This window comes from Flavobacterium sp. ZB4R12 (assembly GCF_048276375.1).
GTDB classification, from domain to species: domain Bacteria; phylum Bacteroidota; class Bacteroidia; order Flavobacteriales; family Flavobacteriaceae; genus Flavobacterium; species Flavobacterium gawalongense.
The window spans coordinates 17,385-34,794 of sequence record NZ_JBLNKS010000003.1; the positions used below are offsets into that span (position 1 = coordinate 17,385).

Genomic DNA, 17,410 nt, shown 5'->3' on the forward strand with positions numbered 1-17,410 from the left:
TCAATCTAAAATGTTAATCTATATTTGTATAACTTCTATCCCAATCCTTCCAAACGGGTTCGTATCCTCTACTGGAAATAACTTTTGCAATCTCCGAAGCCGATCGTTCATCACTGATTTCAAATTGCTCCAATGATTGTGGATCAACGACATAACCGCCAGGGTTAGTTTTAGAACCAGCACTCATACTGGTAATGCCGATTGGAATAATATTATCACGAAATTTTTCGTTTTCACGGGTTGACATGGAGATTTCTAAATCTTCGTTCCACAAGCGGTAGGCGCAAATGAGTTGGGTCAAATCAGTATCATCCATGATAAAGTTGGGCTCAATAACTCCTTCTGCCGGTCTTAATCTGGGGAAAGAAACCGCATATTTAGTTTGCCAATACGTTTTTTGTAAATAATCCAAATGCAAGGCGTTGAAAAAACTGTCTGTGCGCCAATCTTCCAATCCTAATAAAACACCCAATCCAATTTTATGAATACCTGCAGTTCCTACTCGGTCCGGTGTTTCTAAACGAAAATCGAAATTGGATTTTTTTCCTTTTGTATGGTATTGTTTATAAACATCACGATGATACGTTTCCTGATATACTAAAATCGAATAGATTCCAGCGTTATGCAATTGTTCGTACTCTTCTGTTGACAATGGTTGCACTTCGGCTGAAATGGTGGAAAAGTCATTTTTTATTTGAGCAATTGTCTTTAGAAAATAATGAATGTTTACGGTATGATTTGCTTCGCCAGTCACCAGTAAAACATGATCAAACCCTGCTTTTTTTAATACTTCAATTTCTAGTGTAATTTCACTTTCGGTAAGTGTTTTTCGTTTGATTTTGTTATCCAAACTAAAACCGCAATAGGTGCAAATGTTTTGACATTCATTGCTTAAATACAAAGGAGCATACATTTGAATCGTTTTGCCAAATCTTTTTTTGGTTAATTCATGCGCCAGTTGTGCCATTTGCTCTAAATAGGGTTGGGCAGCAGGTGAAATTAATGCCAAAAAATCATCGAGATTGCGTTTGCTTTTGGCCAATGCATATTCGACTTCCAGTGCTGTTGTGCTGTATATTTTGGATTTAATGGTGTCCCAATCGTAGTTGTCAAAAACCGATTTAAATGTTTTCATCGTTTAAGTTGGTTGTTTAGTAATCGTCATTTTTATTATTCGGTTTCGGCTCCCTCTCCTTTGGAGAGTCCCGAGGCTTCGGGAGGGGAGAGGATTACTCATATAAAAACGCAGTCAAAGGACTTGAAGCCATTGCTCGGTTTGCCTTTTGTGCTAATTGTGCTTCATAGGCTTTTCGACCTGCAATGACAGCTTCTCTAAAAGCCTCTGCCATCAATTTTGGATTTCCCGCAACCGCAATGGCAGTGTTTACTAAAACCGCATCTGCGCCGAGTTCCATCGCTTTTGCAGCATCAGATGGAGCGCCAATTCCTGCATCGATAATTACAGGAACTCTACTTTGTTCGATAATGATTTCTAAAAAATCGATAGTTTTTAATCCTTTGTTGCTGCCAATGGGCGAGCCCAAAGGCATTACTGCTGAAGTTCCGGCATCTTCCAAACGTTTACATAAAACCGGATCTGCATGGATGTAAGGCAAAACGATAAATCCTAATTTGGCTAATGCTTCCGTTGCTTTCAGCGTTTCTATTGCATCAGGCATTAAATATTTTGGATCAGGATGAATTTCGAGTTTGAGCCAATTGGTTTCTAATGCTTCCCGAGCCAATTGTGCTGCAAAAATGGCTTCTTTGGCATTTCTTGCGCCAGAAGTATTGGGTAATAAATTAATTTGCGGATGTTTAAGATGTGATAAAATGGCATCCGTTTCGGTTTCCAAATCGACACGTTTTAGCGCTACGGTTACTAACTCGCTCCCGGATGCTAAAATGGCTTCTTCCATTTGTTGATTGGAACCGAATTTTCCTGTGCCTAAAAACAAGCGAGAGGCAAAGGTTTTATCTCCTATTTTAAATGGTAACATATAATTTGTCGTTAAGTTGAGTGATAAGTTGAGATGGATTTTCGCTTTGTGTAATCAAACCAGAAACGGCTATACCGTGAATTCCGGTTTCCATAAGGCTTTCGACATTTTCCAGTGTGATGCCACCAATGGCATAAATGGGAACTTTGATGTTTTTTATTTTCATTTGTTCGATAATCGAAAGATACCCTTCAAGTCCCAAAATCGGACTTAAATTTTGTTTGGTAGCTGTAAATTGGAATGGACCCAAACCAATATAATCACAATTTTCTTCTGTTCTTTGAAGTACATCATCAAAAGCATTTGCAGTGCCTCCAATGATTTTTGTTTTTCCTAAAATGGGTCTTGCTTCTTCAATGTTCATGTCACTCAAACCTAAATGGACTCCATCAGCATCCAATTGTTGTGCTAAATAGACGTTGTCATTGATGATAAAAGTGGCTAAATATTCTTTGCATAACATTTTTACGGCTTCCGCCAAAGTGAAAACTTCAAACGCATTTTGGTTTTTGAATCGCAATTGGATCCAATCGCAACCATTGTCCAGTGCTTTGTGAATGTTGTATAATTGTTCTTCGACTGTATTTCCCTGTGAAATGTACTGTAACTTGTTATACATGATGATATCCTAATTTAGTTTGGTTAGATTGTAAGTAGGTTTCTATATATTTTTTGGCATTACTGCAAGCTGTTTTCAGGTCCTGTTCCAAAGCTATATTCGCGGTAATGGCTGATGATAATACGCAACCGGAGCCATGCTTTTCGAAAATCAGAGTGTTATTTGGTGTAAGCTTGAAAATCTTATTTTCCAGATATAAATAATCAACACCTATTTTGTCTGGATTATGACCTCCTTTTAGTAAAATAGAACAATGTTTTGATAATTCTTGAGCAATTACATCTGGGTTTTTTTCTACTGAAGAGAATTGTAAAATCTCATTGTAATTGGGTGTTATCAAATCAATTTCTTCCAATATTTCAATCAAAATAGCTTGATTTTCGATGTTCATAAAATTGAATTCGGTAGTAGATTTCAAAACCGTATCCCAAACAATTTTTGTTTTTGGGGAAAGTCTTTTTACAGTAAAAACAATTTCTTTTAAATAATCCAATGAAGGAACAATTCCAATTTTTACTGCCTTGAGGGTATAGTTTTGAAACAATTTGTCCAATGATTTCAAAACAAAAGTCAAGTCTGTCCATTGCATTTCGTAGAATACATTTTCCGTTTGAATGGTGTTGCCAGTATTAATGGCAAAACCAGACACACGATGCTGTTCGAATGTTTTTGCATCTGCCAAAACTCCCGCACCTCCTGTGGGATCGAAACCGGCGATGGTTAATACAAATGGACGATTTGCTGACATAGTTTATAATTTTCTATAGTGTTACTGCTGTTCCAAATGGTACCTAAAAGCGCCACATCATCAAAGCCATATTCCAATGCAGCTTTGATTCTCTCAGATGTAATTCCTCCTAATGCAACCAATGCAGTTTTGTTGTTCTTCCTTTGTTTCAATTCCATTCTAAAATCAAGATTCGAAGCGTAATTTGGTTTAGAAATACTTTCGAAAACCGGCCCAAAAAAGGCATAATCAAATGCATCGGATAGTTTTTCAAAATCAGCCATACAGTGAATGGAAGTAGAGAGTTTAAATCCTTTTTCTTTCCATTTTTTCAGGCTTTCTTCTGATGTTTCAGTTCTCATTTTTTCTGTAAAATGAATGCGATGTATTCCGAATTCTTTTGCTAAATGATGATGACTGTGTAATGAAAGTTGGTTTCTAAACTCTAGTCCAATTGCAGAAACAAAAACTTCCATTTCGAATTCAGTAAATTCAGATTTTCGAATATGAAATAACTCCATCCCGTTCTCAAAAAGAGCATGGATAGTGTTGATTTCGTTTGTTATTGCAATTGGATTTGAGATTAGTATCATAATTTTTACTCTTCTCTCTTTTTAGCTATAAATCTCTTTCCCACTTTCTACAAATTCTTGTGATTTCTCTTTCATACCTTTTTCGGCTTCGGCAACATCACGAATTTCTTGTGAGATCTTCATAGAACAAAATTTTGGTCCACACATGGAACAAAAATGAGCCACTTTTGCACCATCAGCCGGTAATGTTTCATCGTGAAATTCACGAGCTGTATCTGGATCTAAAGACAAGTTGAATTGGTCTTCCCAACGGAATTCAAAGCGTGCTTTGCTCAAGGCATTGTCACGGTATTGTGATCCAGGATGACCTTTGGCCAAGTCAGCGGCATGAGCCGAAATCTTATAAGTGATAACACCGTCTTTAACGTCTTTTTTGTTGGGTAAGCCAAGGTGTTCTTTTGGTGTCACGTAGCATAACATCGCGCATCCGTACCAGCCAATCATCGCAGCGCCAATAGCGGAAGTGATGTGGTCATAACCCGGGGCAATATCTGTTGTTAATGGTCCTAAAGTATAAAAAGGAGCTTCATCACAATGTTCTAATTGTTTGTCCATGTTTTCTTTAATCATGTGCATTGGAACGTGACCAGGACCTTCAATAAATACTTGAACGTCGTGTTTCCAAGCTATTTTTGTGAGTTCGCCAAGTGTTTCCAATTCGGCAAACTGAGCGGCGTCATTCGCATCGGCAATAGAACCTGGGCGTAAACCATCTCCTAATGAGAAAGCTACGTCATACTGTTTCATGATTTCGCAAATCTCCTCGAAATGGGTGTAAAGGAAGTTTTCTTTGTGGTGAAACAAACACCATTTTGCCATGATAGAACCACCACGGGAAACGATTCCGGTAACGCGATTGGCAGTTAAATGGATGTAACGTAATAAAACGCCCGCATGGATTGTAAAATAAGATACCCCTTGTTCTGCTTGTTCAATCAACGTATCGCGAAACACTTCCCAAGTTAAATCTTCGGCAACGCCATTTACTTTTTCCAAAGCTTGGTAAATAGGCACGGTTCCGATTGGCACAGGAGAATTTCGGATGATCCATTCCCTGGTTTCGTGAATGTTTTTACCTGTTGATAAATCCATAATCGTATCAGCTCCCCAACGGCAAGCCCAAACTGCTTTTTCTACTTCTTCTTCTATAGTTGAAGTTACGGCGCTGTTCCCTATGTTAGCATTAATTTTTACCAAGAAGTTACGTCCCACAATCATCGGTTCGCTTTCTGGATGGTTGATGTTGTTTGGAATAATGGCACGACCTCTGGCTACTTCACTACGGACAAACTCCGGTGTGATTTTAGATTTTGGCGTATTAGCTCCAAAACTGTTTCCGCCATGTTGGCATTGCATCGCCTTGGTTTGTTCGTTTATTAACTCCAAGCGTTGGTTTTCACGAATGGCAATGTATTCCATTTCGGGCGTTATGATTCCTTGTTTTGCATAATACAATTGAGATACATTAGCTCCTTTTTTGGCACGCATGGGTTTGTGCAAATATTCAAAACGCAACTCGTTTAGTTTTTCGTCATTCAGACGTTTTTTTCCGTATTCAGAAGAGATTTCAGTCAGTTCTTCAACGTCATTACGGTCTAAAATCCATTGTTCGCGAATGCGGGGTAATCCTTTTCGAATGTCAATTTCGATATTTGGGTCGGTGAATGGACCTGAAGTATCATAAACAGTTACAGGTGGATTTTTTTCTATTCTTCCGTTGGATAATTTAGTATCTGCCAATGCAATTTCACGCATCGCTACTTTTATCGGGTGAATGGCTCCGTCTACGTAAATTTTTGTAGAGTTTGGAAACGGGGTTCTTGAGATTTTTTCTTCGTTATTCATTTGTTTGAATTTTTTCCTCTCCCCTCCCGAAACTTCGGGACTCTCCGAAGGAGAGGGAGACAAGATGGATATAGTTATTAGTTGTTTTTTATAATCTAAAATCTACTTCAGATAGCTATCGGAACTGAACACTAAGACTGAACACTGCAAACTAATCAACCTCCTTGAGTTGCAGAGATGATGAGAATGTCGTCGGTTTCTTTTATAGGATGGGAATTCCAGTTGGATTTTGGAATAACGGAATTGTTAATGGCTACGGCAATTCCATTTTGTTTGATGGGAATTTCCAAGTCAAGAAGTGCTTGAACAGTTAGACTGTCAGTTGCAAATTGTTTCGTTTGATTGTTGATTTTGAGCTCCATTCCTTTTGAATTTAGTATACAGTTATACTTTAGGAATGGCTACATGGGTACATAAATGTACTAGGGAGTCATCTTACTTTTCCCTACGCTAGTATGAACTAGATCAGGTTCAGAGGGTAATTCTCAGCCTACAATTTGTAGACACCCCTAAAGTGTGAAGCAAATGTAATTTATTATTTAATAGGTTGTATGTTAAATGTTTGAAATTTTTCAGTCACAGTTTGCAGTTGTCACTTGCGGTATTCTTGAAAACTGAACACTGCGACTGCAAACTGAATACTAATTCCTCTTCCAGCAATCTTCTACATGATCGTCAACCATTCCTGTCGCTTGCATATGCGCATAAACCACTGTAGAACCTACAAATTTGAATCCCCTTTTTTTTAAATCTTTGCTGATTTCATCCGAAAGCGGAGTAGTCGCAGGAACTTCTTTTAAGGACTGTCGGTTGTTTTGAATTGGTTTTCCATCGGTAAATTTCCAAATATATTTGCTAAAACTGCCAAATTCATCCTGTACTTTCATAAAGGCAACCGCATTGGAAACAGCGGCGCGAATTTTTAACTGATTCCGAATAATTCCTGCATCTTGTAGCAATTCCTGAATTTTATCTTCAGAATAGGATGCTACTTTTTTATAATCGAAATTATCAAAAGCTAATTTGAAGTTCTCTCTTTTCTTTAGGATAGTGTACCAGCTTAAACCCGCCTGAAAAGTTTCTAAAACCAGAAATTCAAACAATTTTTGATCTTCATACACGGGAACTCCCCATTCTTCGTCATGGTATTTTCGATATAAATCATCTTTTTCGCACCAAGCACATCGTTTTTTTTCTTCCATGATTATTTATTATGAATGTATTTTTCAATTAATGAATGCCCTAAATAAATTAACGGCGTTAGTAAAATAGCAATAATCAACTTTACAAAATATCCAGTAAATGCAGAAGCAATATAAACTTCGGCAGTCATTTTTCCGGTCATCCAGAAGGCAATCCCTAATACAATAAAACTATCAAATAATTGCGAAATAACAGTTGATCCGGTGCTTCGTAACCAAATCATTTTATTGCCGGTTTTGTTTTTAAAAAAGTGAAAAATACTTACGTCAATTAATTGTGAAACTAAAAAAGCTGTAATGCTGCCAACAATTATCCACATGCTTTGTCCAAATACACCATTGAATTGCGCATCGGTTACCAAATTTGTTCCTTTTACAGCGGGTATTTTTAAAGCAAAGAAAAGTAATATAAAACAATAAGCAATTAAACTTGCGGTTATCAATGACAATTTTTTAACCCCTTTTTCTCCAAAATATTCGTTGATTAAATCCGTTGTTACAAATACTATTGGCCATGGCAATATGCCAATACTCATCAAATAAGGACCTACGTAAATAAGTTTCCCTCCTATTAATTCAGCTACAACAGCATTGGTTATGAAAATTCCAGCCAGAATAACATAGACGGTGTCTTTTTTGGATTGAAACATAAAATAATTTTCAATAAAGATATAAATTTATGGTAAAAATCGTTTTAAGAATATCTTTTTCAACTTCAATAAAGCATTGTCAATTTCTGTATATTTGATATCGAATAATTTGAATATGTAAAATATTATAATTTTAATTTCTATGATTTCAATTATGCCAATTGCAGCTCAAAATAACAATCCATTACTCAAGGATTGGATTGGAGAAAACCATGGGGCGCCAGCTTTTAATGACTATAAAATTGTTGATTTTAAGCCAGCATTAGAATTTGCTATACAAGAAAAACTCAATGAGATTAATGCTATTGCAAATAATACTAAACCCGCCAGCTTTCAAAATACGATTGTAGCGATGGAACGTGCAGGAAAAAGACTTTCAAGAGTTATGGCGGTTTACGGGATTTATAGCTCTAATATGAATAGCCCGGAATTTGAACCTGTTGAAACAGAGTTTGAACCAAAATTGGCAAATCTTGCAGATAAAATAACTCAAAACACTAAACTCTTCAAGCGTATTGCTTTGGTTTACAATTCTAAAAACAAAACAAGATTAACCAAGGAACAACAACGTCTTGTAAAGGTTTATTATGAAGATTTTGTTCGTAAAGGAGCTAAATTAGACGCGAAAACTAAAGCTAAAGTGGCTGAAATCAATCAAAAATTAGCAGGATTTTTTACAAAATTCAATCAAAATTTGCTTTCAGAAGAAAATAATCAATATTTGGAACTAAAAAATGAATCTGATTTTGATGGTTTGTCTGCCGAATTAAAAAATGCAGCTATTGCGAAATCTAAAGAAAGAAAACTTACAAGTTTAGGTTGTATTGAAAATACGCGTTCCTCTGTAGAGCCTTTTTTAACTTATGCAGCGAATAGAGAATTAAGAGAAAAAGCTTGGGAAATGTTCATCAATAGAGGTGATAATGGAAATGCTCAGGATAATAATTCCTTAATTGTTGAAATTTTGAAACTTCGTTCTGAAAGAGCTAAACTTTTAGGATTTGCTTCTCATGCGAATTGGAAATTATCCAATACAATGGCAAAGACTCCTGAAAAGGCTATGGAACTAATGCTTGCTATTTGGAAACCAGCCGTTGCACAAGTAAAAATTGAAGTTGCCGATATGCAAAAAATTGTAGATTCAGAAGGAAGCAAGTTCAAAATTTCTCCTTGGGATTATCGTTGTTATGCCGAAAAAGTTAGAAAAGAAAAATACGATTTAGATCAAAATGAAGTTAAAGAATATTTGCAATTAGACAAACTAAGAGAAGGAATGTTTTGGGTTGCAGGCGAATTATTTGACTTAAAATTTGTTCCGGCTAATAACATACAAGTGTATCAACCAGATGTAAAAGTTTGGGAAGTGCTGAATAAAACAACAGGGAAACATGTTGGTCTATGGTATTTTGATCCTTATGCAAGAAAAGGAAAACGTTCTGGAGCTTGGATGAATGAGTACAGAAGCCAAGAAAAGTTTAATGGAGATATACCAACAATAGTTTCCAATAATGCCAATTTCATCAAAGGAAAAGTAGGGGAACCCGTTTTAATTTCTTGGGATGATGCCAGCACGCTTTTTCATGAATTCGGTCATGCTTTACACGGATTATGCTCTAATGTGAATTATCCGCTTTTGTCAGGAACTAATGTGGCAAGAGATTATGTTGAGTTTCCATCACAAATTTTAGAACGTTGGCTCTCTACTCCAGAAGTTCTGAAAACCTATGCTTTGAATTACAAAACGAATGAGCCAATACCAGAATCATTGTTGGCTAAAATTAATAAAGCGGACACATTTAATGAAGGATTTAAAACGGTAGAATTAATTTCAAGTGCTTTAATTGATATGAAACTGCACATGACTAATGATAAAGTTGACCCAGATGCTTTTGAAAAAACAACTTTGGCAGCATTAAATATGCCGGAAGAAATAGTTATGCGTCATCGAACTCCACAATTTGGACATATATTTTCAAGCGATGAATATTCAGCCGGTTATTATAGTTATTTATGGGCAGATGTTATTTGTGCCGATGCTTATGAAGCGTTTACAGAAGCAAAAGGACCTTATGACAAAGAAGTTGCTAAACGACTTTTGAAATATGTTTTCAGTTCAGGAAATACTACTGACCAAGGTGATGCCTATAGAGCATTTCGTGGTCGCGATGCCAAGGTTGATGCTTTAATGCGAACAAAAAATTTCCCTATGGTGAAGTAGTTTTTAAAATTTGATCCAATAAAAAACGGCATCTCGATTACGAGATGCCGTTTTTTATATCTTTATTCGTGATTCGTAAATCCAGATGGCGTTGAAGTGTAAGCCTTTAATATGCTTTTATATAGCACAGATTTTCAATTTATGTACACAATCAATTTTAAACAGATATAGAAAAAAATCCCATTTCAAATTACTTTGAAATGGGATTTTATATTGAGTTTAGAATAAATTATCCTAAAGCAGCTCTTTTGAAACCTGTAACGATAAGATCTTTATCTAAAGATTTAGCATAAGTAGCAACACTCATTTTATTATCTTTAATGTAATCTTGGTTTACTAAAGTGTTGTCTTTAAAGAAACGAGCCAATTTACCTTTAGCGATATTGTCTAACATTGCTTCTGGTTTTCCTTCTTGACGTAGGATATCTTTAGCAATTTCTATTTCTTTAGAGATAGTTTCAGCGTCAACACCACTTTCGTCTAATGCGATAGGTGACATAGCTGCAGCTTGCATGGCGATGTTTCTTGCTACTTCATCAGCACCTTCAATTTTTGCAGATAGACCAACTAAAGTAGCGATTTTGTTTCCAGAGTGAATGTAAGACCCGATGAAAGCACCTTCTAATTTTTCGAAAGTTCTTATTTCTAGTTTTTCACCGATAACTCCAGTTTGCTCTATTAATTTATCAGCAACAGTAACTCCGTTGAAATCAGCTGCTAAAAATGCTTCTTTATTGTCAAAATTCAATGCCAAATTAGCCATATCAGTAGCCATTTTTACAAAGTTTTCATTCATACCTACGAAGTCAGTCTCACAGTTCAATGTGATAACAACACCAGCAGTTTTGTCAGCATTTACAACAGCAATTGCAGCACCTTCAGTGGATTCTCTATCTGAACGGTTAGCAGCTACTTTTTGTCCTTTTTTACGTAAGTTTTCGATAGCTAAATCAAAATCTCCGTCTGCTTCAACCAAAGCTTTTTTGCAGTCCATCATTCCTGCACCAGTGATTGTTCTTAATTTATTTACGTCTGCAGCAGTAATTGTTGCCATGTTGTATTATTTTTTAAGGTTAAAAGTAAAAAATTCCAAGTTTCAAATCCAATTTCCAATTTTATTAAATTATCAACTTTAGGTTTCTAATTTTTTATGGAGAGGAATTAAAACTTGGAATTAAATGTTTATTTATTCTTCAGTTGCAGTTGGAGCAGCTGCTTCTACAGCAGGAGCTACTTCTGCAGCTTCAGCAGCAGGAGCAACAACTTCAGCAGTAGCTTCACCTTCTTTGTCAGAACCTCTATCAGAAAGTCCTTCAACAATTGCAGCTGTAACTAAAGATAAAATTTTATCAATTGATTTAGAAGCATCATCGTTAGATGGGATTACGTATTCAACCTCTCTTGGGTCAGAATTGGTATCCACCATTGCGAAAACTGGAATGTTTAATTTTTGAGCTTCTTTTATTGCGATGTGTTCCGCTTTGATATCAACTACGAACAATGCAGCTGGTAGTCTAGACATGTCAGCGATTGAACCTAAATTTTTCTCTAATTTAGCACGAAGACGATCCACTTGTAAACGCTCTTTCTTAGAAAGGGTCATGAATGTACCATCTTTCTTCATTTTATCAATAGTAGCCATTTTTTTAACAGCTTTACGGATAGTTACGAAGTTAGTTAGCATTCCACCAGGCCATCTTTCAGTGATGTAAGGCATGTTTGCAGCTTTTGCTTTTTCAGCAACGATATCTTTTGCTTGTTTTTTGGTAGCAACGAATAATATTTTTCTACCTGATGCAGCGATTTTTTTCAAAGCTTCATTAGCTTCTTCAATTTTTGCTGCAGTTTTATATAGATTGATAATGTGAATACCATTACGCTCCATATAAATGTAAGGAGCCATGTTTGGATCCCATTTTCTAGTCATGTGTCCGAAGTGAACACCTGCTTCTAGTAATTCTTTTACTTCTACTTTGTTTGCCATTTTGTTCTAGTTTACGTTCTGTTGATTAGCAATGCATAAATGGCGATTTCTCGGCTTTATACATTTAGATGCTAAACTATTTCCTACCTCAGTAGGAGAGCAACAACAACTTTGTTTTTTAAATTTTTATGCTGAATTCGTTTCAGCATCTTTTCAGTTTAAGCTGATAATAAAACCAGCGTATGAACATGAGAATCTGAAACAAGTTCAGATTGAATATTAACGTTTAGAGAATTGGAATCTCTTACGAGCTTTCTTCTGACCGAATTTCTTACGTTCAACCATTCTTGGATCTCTTGTCAATAAACCTTCTGGTTTCAATATCCCTCTGTTTTCAGCATTTACTTCACACATAACACGTGCTAATGCCATTCTTACAGCTTCTGCTTGACCAGTTGAACCACCACCGTAAACGTTAACTTTTACGTCAAAGTTGCTTACATTTTCTGTCATAGACATAGGTTGTAATACTTTGTATTGTAAAGTTGCAGTTGGGAAGTATGTTTCGAATGCTTTTTTGTTTACAGTGATTACTCCTGTTCCTTCCGAAACATAAACACGTGCAACAGCGGTTTTTCTTCTACCGATTTTGTGAATAACTCCCATTACTTAAGATCGTTAAGGTTAACTGTTTTAGGTTTTTGAGCGCCTTGTTTGTGCTCTGATCCTACAACAACATTTAAATTTCTAAAAAGTTCAGCACCTAATTTATTTTTAGGTAACATCCCTTTTATTGCTTTTTCAACTAGTAATGCAGGGTTTTTTGATTGCAATACTTTAGCAGTTAAAGTTCTTTGACCTCCTGGGTAACCAGTGTGACGGATGTATGTTTTTTCATCCATTTTGTTACCTGTAAGGTTAATTTTTTCTGAGTTGATAACGATTACGTTATCTCCGCAGTCCACGTGTGGTGTGTAACTTGGTTTGTACTTACCTCTCAAAATCATAGCGACTTTTGAAGCAAGACGACCTAAGTTGTGACCATCAGCATCTACAACAATCCACTCTTTTGTAACGGTGGCTTTGCTTGCTGATTGTGTCTTGTAGCTTAATGCGTCCATAATATTTTTTTAATTAAACATTCCATCCCCAATAAAGGGGTTGCAAAAGTACAATTAATTATTTTAAATACAAATACCTTAAATGATTATTTTTTCCTTGTTTTTACTCTGATAATCAAATGTATATTTAGATTAAATTTATGATATGTTTTTTTGAATTATACTTATAATAGGTCTTTCAATAATTGTATTACATTTGTTGTCAAATAAAATTTGTATATTACACTTTTGTAAACGCAGTTTTTACATAATAAAGTAACTGTTTTGTAAAAGAAACACAATTATAAATCTATTTTTAAATTGTCATGTTTTTTATAATCATTAAAAAGCAATAAATTCCGACCTATGAAAGCTAAAGCAACTCTAAAACAAATTGCAAAAGAACTGAATGTTTCTGTTTCTACAGTTTCAAAAGCACTTAATGATAGTCCTGAAATTAGTGAATTAACAAAAATTAAAATTAAAGAATACGCAAAACTCAAAAATTATAAACCAAACGTTATTGGTCTGAATCTTAAAAATAGAAAAACAAAAACTATTGGTGTTATAATTCCCAATATTCTGAATTCTTTTTTTGCAAAAGTATTTAGCGGAATTGAAAAAATTGCTGACAAAAAAGGATATAATGTAATAATGTGTATCTCTAATGAATCATTAGAAAAAGAAGCACATACTCTTGAAATGTTGAGTAATGGAACTATTGACGGATTTATTTTGTCTGTTTCAGAAGAAGCGCAAAAACTTCATGAATACAATCATTTCAAAGAAATTATTAATGATGGTACTCCTATAGTTATGTTCGATAGAATTGCTGAAGGCGTAGAATGTGATAAAGTTGTAGTTGATGATTTCGATTCGGCTTTAAATTCTACACAGCGTTTAATAGATTTAGGTTGCAAAAACATTGCTTTATTTTCTTCTGTAGATAATTTAAGTGTCGGTAAATTAAGAGCTGAAGGGTATCTTAAAGCATTAGAAAAAAATAATATTGCGGTGAATCCGAATTTAATTATTCGTACAGATTCCGAGGATGATTTGAAAGATAAAATTGAGAAGATTTTTGACAATAACACAATTGACGGAATCTTTGCTCTGGAAGAAAATGACTCAGTAGCGGCATTACGTATTGCTATTAAAAAAGGGTTTAAAGTGCCGGAAGAAATTTCTATTATAGGATTTGCAGATGGAATCCTTGCTTCCAGAAGATTGTCGCCAAGTTTAACCACTGTAAGTCAGCATGGTATAGAAATAGGGGAAGTCGCTGCCAAATTGCTTATTAACAGATTAGAATCAAAAGAGGAGAATCTCCCTTATGAAACAGTTGTAATCAAAACAAAATTGAAAGAAAGAGAGTCAACGAGGAAATTGTAATACCTTAAAATAAGTTGACGAATTTAAAAGCCATTCAAAATTTTGAATGGCTTTTTTTTGTCTTTTAAACTAATAGTTTTCAATCCAAATAGTTGTATTTGATTTTAAAAAAACAGATTCTAATGCGCTTCCAGCCAATCTTTACCGGCTCCTAAATCGACATCCAAAGGCACATCAAGTTTAAACGCATGTTCCATTTCGTATTTTATCATCGGCTGGATTTTTTCAAGTTCAGAATTATGAACATCGAAAACAAGCTCATCATGTACCTGTAATAGCATTTTACTTTTCCAGTTCTCGGAAGTTAGTTTTTTATGAATGCTAATCATCGCAATTTTGATGATATCAGCAGCACTTCCTTGTATTGGAGCGTTTACCGCATTTCTTTCGGAAGCACCACGGACCACAGCATTGGCTGAATTGATATCTTTTAAATAGCGACGACGGCCTAAAATGGTTTGTACAAAACCGTTTTCTCGGGCATATTCAATTTGTTCTTGAATATAGGATTTCAATCTAGGATACGTTTTGTAATAGGCTTCAATCAAAGCGGCACTTTCAGAACGGGAAAGTGAAGTTTGATTACTCAATCCAAAAGCCGAAACGCCATATATAATTCCAAAGTTTACCGTTTTGGCATGACTTCTTTGTTCGCGTGTCACTTCTTCCAACGGAACGTTAAATACTTTTGAAGCGGTCGATTTATGAATGTCTTCGTGATTCTGAAAGGCGGCAATCATGTTTTCTTCACCGCTCAATGCAGCAATAATTCGCAATTCTATTTGGGAATAATCGGCAGAAACGATAGTGTAATTTTCATCTCTTGCCACAAATGCTTTTCTGATTTGTCGGCCACGTTCAGTACGAATCGGAATGTTCTGTAAGTTTGGATTATTGGAACTCAAACGTCCGGTTGCGGCCACAGTTTGCATGTAATCGGTATGTATTCGATTCGTAATTTTGTCTACTTGGTTTGGCAAAGCATCAACATAGGTGTTTTGCAGTTTTATTAATTGACGCCAGTCGAGAATGTCTTTAACAATTGGATAGTCGGTAGCTAAATAGCTTAAAATTTCTTCTCCTGTGGCATATTGACCGGTTTTGGTTTTCTTTTGCTTTAATCCTCCAATTTTCAATTTATCGAATAAAACATCACCCAATTGTTTCGGAGAAGCCAGATTAAATTTCTCACCGGCAGTTTCGTAAATAGATGCTTCCAAAATCTTAATATCATCGTCTAATGTTTTGGATAAAGATTTTAAGAAATCGGTATCTACGCGAATTCCTTCCTTTTCCATGTCAGCCAAGACTTTTACCAGCGGAATTTCAATTTCTTCAAAAAGTTTCTTAGTCTCTGTTTTGTCTAATTCCAAAGTGAATATTTCTTTGAGTTGCAAAGTGACATCGGCATCTTCAACGGCATATTCTTTAATTTCTTCCAATTCAATGTCACGCATTGATTTCTGGTTTTTTCCTTTTTTTCCAATTAAAGTCTCGATGGATTTAGGAGAATATTTCAAATAGGTTTCCGCTAAAATATCCATGTTATGACGCATATCTGGATTGATCAGATAATGTGCAATCATCGTGTCAAATAATTTTCCTTTTACTGTTATATTGTAATTAGAAAGAATTTTTAAATCGTATTTTAAATTCTGTCCAATTTTTTCAATAGCTTCATTTTCGAAAAAAGGAATGAATTTTTCGATTAAAGTTTGTGCTTCTTCTTGGTTTTCCGGAAAAGGAACATAAAATCCTTTTCCTTTTTCATATGAAAATGAGATTCCAACCAATTCCGCATGCAAAGCATCTAATCCTGTTGTTTCGGTATCAAAACAAACTGAAGATTGGTTTTGTAAATTTTGTAACAATAATTTCAGTCCTAAATCGCCTTGAATAATCTGATAGGAATGTTCGGTGTTCTCTAACGAATTATAATATTGATGACGCGCTTCTTCTGAGGTGTCATCTGGTATAGCACTCCCAAAAAGATCAAATTGCTCTTCGTTTTTGGGTTGTGGTTTTTTATATAATTTAGCCTCATCAACTGGTTTATTTGCTGTTGCAGTCCCGCCTTTTTTAAATATCGCATCAAATTGTTCCGCCATTCTTCGAAATTCCAGTTCGTTGAAAAGGGCATCTGTTTTTTCGACATCAGGAGTCGATAATTCATAATCTGTTTCATCGAAAACAACTGGGCAGTCCAGTAAAATAGTCGCTAAAGTTTTAGATAATAATCCTTTCTCTTTATTGGCTTCAATGTTTTCTTTCATTTTTCCTTTTAACTTGTCAGTATTTGCCAAAAGGTTTTCCATGGTGCCGAATTCCTTTAATAATTTCTTGGCGGTAACTTCACCCACACCCGGTAAGCCTGGGATGTTATCGGCGGTGTCACCCATCATTCCTAAAAAATCAATTACCTGATCCGGTCTTTCGATTTCGAATTTTTCCAATACTTCAGGAACGCCCCAAATTTCTATTCCATTACCCATTCGGGCGGGTTTGTACATAAAAATATTTTCGGAGACCAGTTGCGCAAAATCCTTATCAGGTGTAACCATAAAGACTTTATAATTTTGTTTTTCAGCTTGTTTAGCAATCGTTCCTATTAAATCATCAGCTTCATAACCTTTCACTTCTATAATAGGAATATGCATCGCTTTGAGCAAATCTTGTATGTATGGAATAGCAATTTTTATAGCTTCGGGAGTTGCATCACGATGGGCCTTATATTCGGGGAATATGTCATTTCTCAATTGACTTCCGCCATTGTCAAAAGCAACTGCTAGATGATCTGGTTTTTCTCTTTTTATTACGTCCATCAATGAATTCATGAATCCCATGATGGCCGAGGTATCCATTCCTTTAGAATTGATTCGAGGATTTTTTATAAAAGCATAATAACCACGAAAGATTAAAGCATAAGCATCTAAAAGGAACAGGCGTTTTTGTTGTGACATGATTGAGATTTTGTATAGTTTTCAAAAGTACAAAACTTGTCAGATAAAGAATAGGCAGTTTGAAATATTTCTTATAATTCATGTCTGAACTTATTTTGTGAAGTCTAAAAATTGCATTCAAACAATTTACTATTATTACAATTGTGACGATCTTCTTGTAGATTAAAAAACAATGCCTGT

Annotated in this window: 16 protein-coding genes and 1 riboswitch; of the genes, 2 read left to right on the forward strand and 14 right to left on the reverse strand. The window is 35.3% G+C overall.

The genetic code is table 11. The annotated features are described in order from the left end of the window. Nucleotides 1–13: 13 nt before the first annotated feature. The 9 genes from thiH to ACNO7W_RS02655 form a co-directional block, all read right to left on the reverse strand. Entirely contained in the window at nucleotides 14–1,135 is a 1,122-nt protein-coding gene (gene thiH / locus ACNO7W_RS02615; protein WP_417936913.1) for a 2-iminoacetate synthase ThiH, read from the reverse strand. 94 nt (nucleotides 1,136–1,229) lie between these two features. Then, the gene (locus tag ACNO7W_RS02620; RefSeq protein WP_417936914.1) at nucleotides 1,230–2,000 is read right to left on the reverse strand and encodes a thiazole synthase; all 771 of its coding nucleotides are present in this window, start codon (nucleotides 1,998–2,000) and stop codon (nucleotides 1,230–1,232) included. After that, nucleotides 1,987–2,619: a thiamine phosphate synthase gene (locus ACNO7W_RS02625; protein WP_417936915.1), complete on the reverse strand. Its 633-nt coding sequence runs from the start codon at nucleotides 2,617–2,619 to the stop codon at nucleotides 1,987–1,989. Before ACNO7W_RS02625 ends, ACNO7W_RS02620 begins: the two co-directional genes overlap by 14 nt. Next, nucleotides 2,612–3,367, reverse strand: a complete 756-nt coding sequence (locus ACNO7W_RS02630) for a hydroxymethylpyrimidine/phosphomethylpyrimidine kinase (RefSeq protein WP_417936916.1) — start codon at nucleotides 3,365–3,367, stop codon at nucleotides 2,612–2,614. The genes ACNO7W_RS02625 and ACNO7W_RS02630 overlap by 8 nt, the downstream gene beginning before the upstream one ends. Continuing rightward, nucleotides 3,340–3,939, reverse strand: coding sequence for a thiamine phosphate synthase (locus tag ACNO7W_RS02635; RefSeq protein ID WP_144064463.1), 600 nt, complete (start codon nucleotides 3,937–3,939; stop codon nucleotides 3,340–3,342). Before ACNO7W_RS02635 ends, ACNO7W_RS02630 begins: the two co-directional genes overlap by 28 nt. Before the next feature lie 21 nt (nucleotides 3,940–3,960). Further along, complete coding sequence (gene thiC / locus ACNO7W_RS02640; protein ID WP_143385930.1) at nucleotides 3,961–5,784, reverse strand: phosphomethylpyrimidine synthase ThiC; 1,824 nt, start codon at nucleotides 5,782–5,784, stop codon at nucleotides 3,961–3,963. A 155-nt stretch (nucleotides 5,785–5,939) separates the two neighbouring features. Continuing rightward, nucleotides 5,940–6,146: a sulfur carrier protein ThiS gene (gene thiS / locus ACNO7W_RS02645; RefSeq protein WP_143385931.1), complete on the reverse strand. Its 207-nt coding sequence runs from the start codon at nucleotides 6,144–6,146 to the stop codon at nucleotides 5,940–5,942. 63 nt (nucleotides 6,147–6,209) lie between these two features. Continuing rightward, nucleotides 6,210–6,305, reverse strand: a riboswitch (TPP riboswitch). Nucleotides 6,306–6,425: 120 nt separating this feature from the next. Beyond that, nucleotides 6,426–6,986: a DNA-3-methyladenine glycosylase I gene (locus ACNO7W_RS02650; RefSeq protein ID WP_314896147.1), complete on the reverse strand. Its 561-nt coding sequence runs from the start codon at nucleotides 6,984–6,986 to the stop codon at nucleotides 6,426–6,428. A gap of 2 nt (nucleotides 6,987–6,988) precedes the next feature. Further along, nucleotides 6,989–7,636 carry a queuosine precursor transporter gene (locus ACNO7W_RS02655; protein ID WP_314896146.1) on the reverse strand — a complete coding sequence of 216 codons (648 nt, stop codon included), beginning with the start codon at nucleotides 7,634–7,636 and terminating at the stop codon, nucleotides 6,989–6,991. A 142-nt stretch (nucleotides 7,637–7,778) separates the two neighbouring features. Between ACNO7W_RS02655 and ACNO7W_RS02660 the strand changes: the two genes are divergently transcribed. Then, nucleotides 7,779–9,854: a M3 family metallopeptidase gene (locus ACNO7W_RS02660; protein WP_417936917.1), complete on the forward strand. Its 2,076-nt coding sequence runs from the start codon at nucleotides 7,779–7,781 to the stop codon at nucleotides 9,852–9,854. 229 nt (nucleotides 9,855–10,083) lie between these two features. Here ACNO7W_RS02660 and tsf read toward each other — a convergent pair whose 3' ends face one another. From tsf to rplM, 4 genes are all read right to left on the reverse strand, one after another. Next, on the reverse strand, nucleotides 10,084–10,908 hold the full coding sequence (gene tsf, locus ACNO7W_RS02665) for a translation elongation factor Ts (protein WP_417936918.1): 825 nt from the start codon (nucleotides 10,906–10,908) through the stop codon (nucleotides 10,084–10,086). 132 nt (nucleotides 10,909–11,040) lie between these two features. Next, nucleotides 11,041–11,838, reverse strand: a complete 798-nt coding sequence (rpsB, locus tag ACNO7W_RS02670) for a 30S ribosomal protein S2 (protein WP_417936919.1) — start codon at nucleotides 11,836–11,838, stop codon at nucleotides 11,041–11,043. Between the two features lie 219 nt (nucleotides 11,839–12,057). After that, nucleotides 12,058–12,444 carry a 30S ribosomal protein S9 gene (gene rpsI / locus ACNO7W_RS02675; protein ID WP_035669712.1) on the reverse strand — a complete coding sequence of 129 codons (387 nt, stop codon included), beginning with the start codon at nucleotides 12,442–12,444 and terminating at the stop codon, nucleotides 12,058–12,060. Further along, complete coding sequence (gene rplM / locus ACNO7W_RS02680; protein ID WP_035669714.1) at nucleotides 12,444–12,899, reverse strand: 50S ribosomal protein L13; 456 nt, start codon at nucleotides 12,897–12,899, stop codon at nucleotides 12,444–12,446. The genes rpsI and rplM overlap by 1 nt, the downstream gene beginning before the upstream one ends. Before the next feature lie 345 nt (nucleotides 12,900–13,244). On the opposite strand from rplM, the gene ACNO7W_RS02685 reads away from it, so the two are divergent. Continuing rightward, entirely contained in the window at nucleotides 13,245–14,270 is a 1,026-nt protein-coding gene (locus tag ACNO7W_RS02685; RefSeq protein WP_417936920.1) for a LacI family DNA-binding transcriptional regulator, read from the forward strand. A gap of 119 nt (nucleotides 14,271–14,389) precedes the next feature. On the opposite strand, the gene polA is transcribed toward ACNO7W_RS02685, so the two are convergent. Beyond that, on the reverse strand, nucleotides 14,390–17,230 hold the full coding sequence (gene polA / locus ACNO7W_RS02690) for a DNA polymerase I (protein ID WP_417936921.1): 2,841 nt from the start codon (nucleotides 17,228–17,230) through the stop codon (nucleotides 14,390–14,392). Between the last annotated feature and the right edge of the window lie 180 nt (nucleotides 17,231–17,410).

Coding starts and splice junctions, on each gene's coding strand:
- ACNO7W_RS02625 (WP_417936915.1), bottom strand. CDS start 2,619: ATGTATAACAAGTTACAGTACATTTCACAGGGAAATACAGTCGAAGAA.
- ACNO7W_RS02650 (WP_314896147.1), bottom strand. CDS start 6,986: ATGGAAGAAAAAAAACGATGTGCTTGGTGCGAAAAAGATGATTTATAT.
- rpsB (WP_417936919.1), bottom strand. CDS start 11,838: ATGGCAAACAAAGTAGAAGTAAAAGAATTACTAGAAGCAGGTGTTCAC.
- thiC (WP_143385930.1), bottom strand. CDS start 5,784: ATGAATAACGAAGAAAAAATCTCAAGAACCCCGTTTCCAAACTCTACA.
- rpsI (WP_035669712.1), bottom strand. CDS start 12,444: ATGGGAGTTATTCACAAAATCGGTAGAAGAAAAACCGCTGTTGCACGT.
- thiS (WP_143385931.1), bottom strand. CDS start 6,146: ATGGAGCTCAAAATCAACAATCAAACGAAACAATTTGCAACTGACAGT.
- rplM (WP_035669714.1), bottom strand. CDS start 12,899: ATGGACGCATTAAGCTACAAGACACAATCAGCAAGCAAAGCCACCGTT.
- ACNO7W_RS02635 (WP_144064463.1), bottom strand. CDS start 3,939: ATGATACTAATCTCAAATCCAATTGCAATAACAAACGAAATCAACACT.
- ACNO7W_RS02685 (WP_417936920.1), top strand. CDS start 13,245: ATGAAAGCTAAAGCAACTCTAAAACAAATTGCAAAAGAACTGAATGTT.
- ACNO7W_RS02660 (WP_417936917.1), top strand. CDS start 7,779: ATGATTTCAATTATGCCAATTGCAGCTCAAAATAACAATCCATTACTC.
- polA (WP_417936921.1), bottom strand. CDS start 17,230: ATGTCACAACAAAAACGCCTGTTCCTTTTAGATGCTTATGCTTTAATC.
- ACNO7W_RS02620 (WP_417936914.1), bottom strand. CDS start 2,000: ATGTTACCATTTAAAATAGGAGATAAAACCTTTGCCTCTCGCTTGTTT.
- ACNO7W_RS02655 (WP_314896146.1), bottom strand. CDS start 7,636: ATGTTTCAATCCAAAAAAGACACCGTCTATGTTATTCTGGCTGGAATT.
- ACNO7W_RS02630 (WP_417936916.1), bottom strand. CDS start 3,367: ATGTCAGCAAATCGTCCATTTGTATTAACCATCGCCGGTTTCGATCCC.
- tsf (WP_417936918.1), bottom strand. CDS start 10,908: ATGGCAACAATTACTGCTGCAGACGTAAATAAATTAAGAACAATCACT.
- thiH (WP_417936913.1), bottom strand. CDS start 1,135: ATGAAAACATTTAAATCGGTTTTTGACAACTACGATTGGGACACCATT.